The 4,532-nt window shown below is 31.0% G+C and carries 3 protein-coding genes; 1 reads left to right on the forward strand and 2 read right to left on the reverse strand.

Annotated features, from left to right (window positions below; all coding sequences use genetic code 11):
- The first annotated feature begins 206 nt into the window (after positions 1-206).
- Entirely contained in the window at positions 207-2,312 is a 2,106-nt protein-coding gene (locus CCE28_RS21710) for a copper amine oxidase N-terminal domain-containing protein (protein WP_176461973.1), read from the forward strand.
- A 31-nt stretch (positions 2,313-2,343) separates the two neighbouring features.
- Here the strand turns inward: CCE28_RS21710 and CCE28_RS21715 are convergent, their stop codons facing one another.
- Both CCE28_RS21715 and CCE28_RS21720 read right to left on the reverse strand, forming a co-directional pair.
- Positions 2,344-3,282 carry a lysylphosphatidylglycerol synthase transmembrane domain-containing protein gene (locus CCE28_RS21715; protein WP_095136318.1) on the reverse strand — a complete coding sequence of 313 codons (939 nt, stop codon included), beginning with the start codon at positions 3,280-3,282 and terminating at the stop codon, positions 2,344-2,346.
- A 17-nt stretch (positions 3,283-3,299) separates the two neighbouring features.
- Positions 3,300-4,148, reverse strand: a complete 849-nt coding sequence (locus CCE28_RS21720) for a decaprenyl-phosphate phosphoribosyltransferase (protein WP_242973058.1) — start codon at positions 4,146-4,148, stop codon at positions 3,300-3,302.
- Between the last annotated feature and the right edge of the window lie 384 nt (positions 4,149-4,532).

Here is a 4,532-nt window from a genome sequence, read left to right on the forward strand (position 1 = left end):
ATGGAGCAACAAGAACAGTAACAATCAAGTAGTTTGATAAAAGGAGATTGGGGAGTTATTCCCAATCTCTATTTTTAGGTTAAGGGTTGAGGGTTTAGGGTTGAAATTCTAAATTCTGAACCAATAATCCAAGCTTTTTTTCAAGATAAAATACTATAAAAAATAAATTGAGAAAAGAAGGAATGCTGAAAGGAGGATGTTTATCTATGAAAAAAACAATAGCTTTAGTACTAGCTATGTCTATGGCATTATGCACAATTCCTATGGCATCCTTTGCTGCATCTCATAATTCTTTAACAAAGATAGTAACCATTAAAGATCATATAGAATTAGAAAGTAACTCACCCCTATTAAAGATTGAAAATGATGGTGGAGATTTTGGAGCAAGGGAAGTAATTCAGTTAGAATTAGAAAATGCTAAGTGGCTAGATGAAACCAAGTTAGCTTCCACAGTGGAAGGTGAAGGAACTGTAACCCTAACCAGAAAATCTGATTCTAAGGTGGAAATAGTAGCTGACAATATTGCAGAAGGTTCAGTAATAAAAATTCCGTTAAAAGTAGAAGTACAGCACGAAGGTGAAGCTGTAGTATCTGTCACATCTAAGAGTGGAGCAGTAACAGAAGGTGAATATACATTTGCCCATGTAGTAGAAGGTGGAACAACTATAACCTTAGATGATACTGTAAAATTTGCAGGTTCAGCACATATTGAAACACTAACAATAGAAGAATCAGCAATAGGATCAATAGACGTAGATGAATTAGATCATATAAAATTAGAGTTAACAGATGACTTTAAATTAGATGAAAGTTCAATAGTAATAGGAGGATCATTAATAGGAGACCCATCTAAGGTGCAGGTCCAAAAATTAGATAATAATACAATTAAGTTAAACTTCCAAGATGGAGCATTAGTAACTGATTTAACTGAAAGAGGAGAAATAGAAGTATCAGGATTAAGAGTTAAGACTACAAGTGACTCTGAAGAAGGAACTGTTTATATGACAGTTAAATCAAATGATCCATCAATTAAAACTACCAATTTAGAAGTTGGAGAATACAAAGAGTATGAAGTAATAGTAGAAGCAGATGATGAACCAACAGAAATTTTCTCAGGCACATATGTGGATGGAGTAGGAACAGTAGACGAAGCACATGAATTAGTAAAATTGACTATGGAAGAGGAAGTATTAGGTTCCTGGACTGATGGAAGAATAGTAAATGTTCAATTACCTAAGGAAGTGAAAATCTTAAACGTTATAAAATCAGGAGACCCTATCGCTGATGAAGAAATAGATGAAAATGAATTTGAATTTATAATGACAAATTCTTCTAAGAAGAAGTTGGAATTAACATTTTATGTGTCAGTAGAAGCAGGATTCCAAGGAGATATTAAAGCTTTAGTCACATCTAGAGGATTAGAAAAGGATTATGAAGTAGTATTAGGAAAAGCAATAGCACCCGTAACAATCCAGACAGAAGTAGTTAATATTAAAGCTGGATTAAGAGACCAAGAAATAGGAAAGATTACAATTACAGAAAACAAAGCAAAAGGAATTCAAGAAGGTCATATTGTAATTGAGTTAGAAGAGCATATGGAATGGGACCATGAGCCAACAGTAAAAGTAGTACAAGGTGATTTAGAAATAGATAAATATGGTATTGAAGTAGAGGACAATCTATTAACAATCACAGTAGATTCTCAAAGTGAGGAACCATCAGTAATTGAAATTACAGGAATAAATGTGAATGTAGATAACTCAATAGCAATAGGAAAAGTAATGGCAGAAATCAAAGGTGATGGATTAATCCAGAATGGATATGACAAATCATTACCACAAAGTAAATCATATCAATTAAGGTATATGGGAAGATTCTCAAAGGATTACTATGTAGAATTGGAAGTGGCTAACGTATATGATGATACCACATTAGTGAATCAAGCACAGTTTGTAATAGGACAGAAGGAATACAAAGTTGGAGAAGAAACAAAAATAGCAGATGTGGCACCATACATTAAAGATGGAAGAACCATGTTACCAGTAAGATATGTGGCAGACTCCATAGGAGTGGAAGATAATAACATCATGTGGGATGGTAAAACAAGAACAGTTACAATTTTTAAAGATCATAGAATAGTACAAATAAAAATAGGAAGCAATAAATTAATGGTAAATGGAATGACAATAATGATGGACACAGTGGCAGAAATTAAAGATGGAAGAACCATGTTACCTGTATCATTCATAGCAAGAGCACTAGGTGCAGAAGTGGAATGGCATGGAGCAACAAGAACAGTGACAATTAGGTAATTAGATAAAAATAGAGATTGGGGAGTTAACCTCAATCTCTATTTTTAAATTTCAAAACTAAAAGACTAATAATCCCTATAAATACTCCTAACCATAAAGTAGAAAACCTACTGATTATGGTAGTTGCCACTGCCAAATCTTTATTTATACCAATTAATACTAAAAAACCAATTAAAGAACCTTCTACAGCAATTAAACCTCCAGGGATCATAGATAAAGCTCCCAGTATGAATGAAAAGGATACTATAAATACAGATGCGAAAATAGAAATAGTACTTTCTAAGGATTTAATTGTAAAATATATTACCACACCCTCAAAGAACCAGGAGACTATACCGATTAAGATAGAATTAAATAATATTCTTCCTTTCAGTATAATGCTTATATTTTCATAAAAATTAATAAAACTATCCTCATACTTTTTGAAAAAGTTTATATTATGTATTTTACTTAACACATAATAGACCATCTTTTTATTAGAAATAAAATATAAAAATAATATTACTAATAAAAGAATAATAGATAACAATAACAATCCATCTTTAAAATAAAAACACCCCAATAGAGATAAAATAAGAACACTTATGCCATCTGTAAATCTTTCTCCAATTATTAAGGGAGATGATTTGGAATAGGAAATATGGTACTTTTCCTTTAAAAGATAACTCTTTAAAAACTCACCAACCTTACCAGGAGTAATAGTCATGGCTAATCCACTTAAAAATATAAGTATATTATCTCTTCTTTCAATATGAATATCTGTAGATTTTAAATAATAAGACCACTTAATATACCTAAAGAAATAGTTAAGTGGAGCTAAAGATAGTATGATGGGAAGATAAAAATAATTGAAACCTTTAAAAACCAACACCAACTTTTGATAATCAGAATAAACTCCCAAAACAAACAAAAGAATAATTCCCATTATAAAAGATATTATGAACCCTTTTTTTATTTTATTAAAATCCATTTATGAACCCACCTTACTTATCTATATAATACAGCTATACAGCTTATTATCCAAAGAATTATATTTACAATAAGAGGCTTGTCCTTAAGCAATACGGTCTCAGGAGTTTCTCCTAAATTTTTCTTATGTACTATATATTCATATCTGAATATACCATAGACTACAAAGGGAATAGTTAACATCATATATACATGATCATAAGCTGTAAAGGAATATAATGAATAGGCCATAACAGTAGATGCTGTTACTATACTTATCATTTCACTAAGTAGCTCCTTAGAGTATTCCTCCAATATTTTTCTAGAGTTCTTTTTGATCTCAAGTTCTGCTTTTCTCTTATTTAAAGCTAAAAATAAAGCTAATAAAAAAGTACATAATAAAAGCCATGGAGATATTAAAGCATCTATTACTACCACACCAGCTATGGCACGTAGAACAAAACCTAGGGCTATAGCCATAACATCAATAATAACCAAATGCTTTAAAATAAAAGAATAGAAAGTTATGAGTAAAAAATATAATACTCCCACATAAAAGAATTGTACATTCAATCTATAGGATATATATAGGGTTGTAAACAATAATCCACATAAAAATATTAAGGCGCCTTTTACAGATACCATTCCAGAAGCTATTGGCCTAAATTTCTTCTTAGGATGGTTCCTATCCTTTTCCACATCCAATATATCATTTATTATGTATACACTCCCTGATAGACCACAGAATAATAAAAATGCCATAGTGGCTAATTTTAATTTATGAATATCAGCTAAATTATGAGAAAACAAAAGGCCAGCAAACAAAATGAAATTCTTAGTCCATTGTTTGGGACGCATGGTTTTAATAAGTCCACTTACCGTATTCAATCTACATCAACTCCTTATAAATAGTATAGCCAGAAATATAGAACATCTTCTATTATACACCATATATAGGCATCTAATTTAGAACTTTATTTAATAAATACTTACTTTAGAAATAATTAGTACCATATTAATATGGTTTAGAGATTAGGGGCAAGGGTTTAGGGAAAAATCTCTTAACGCTAAACCCTTAACTCTAAACCAAATCTTTTATCTACCTATGCAGAGAGGAGATTTCAATCTCAGGTTTATAAAGTTTGCATATGGTTTATTCACATTAACCATCAATGTATTAACTTTTTTCGCGTAACACTCTCGTAAAATTACATTCTCCTAATGTATACACCCCTTCATATTGCTACATGGCCTTTTTTGCCATTATTACAG

The organism is Anaeromicrobium sediminis (assembly GCF_002270055.1).
GTDB lineage: Bacteria > Bacillota > Clostridia > Peptostreptococcales > Thermotaleaceae > Anaeromicrobium > Anaeromicrobium sediminis.

What these genes read in the sequence shown, in the direction of transcription:
- CCE28_RS21710 (WP_176461973.1), top strand. Translation starts at nt 207, where the DNA reads ATGAAAAAAACAATAGCTTTAGTACTAGCTATGTCTATGGCATTATGC.
- CCE28_RS21715 (WP_095136318.1), bottom strand. Translation starts at nt 3,282, where the DNA reads ATGGATTTTAATAAAATAAAAAAAGGGTTCATAATATCTTTTATAATG.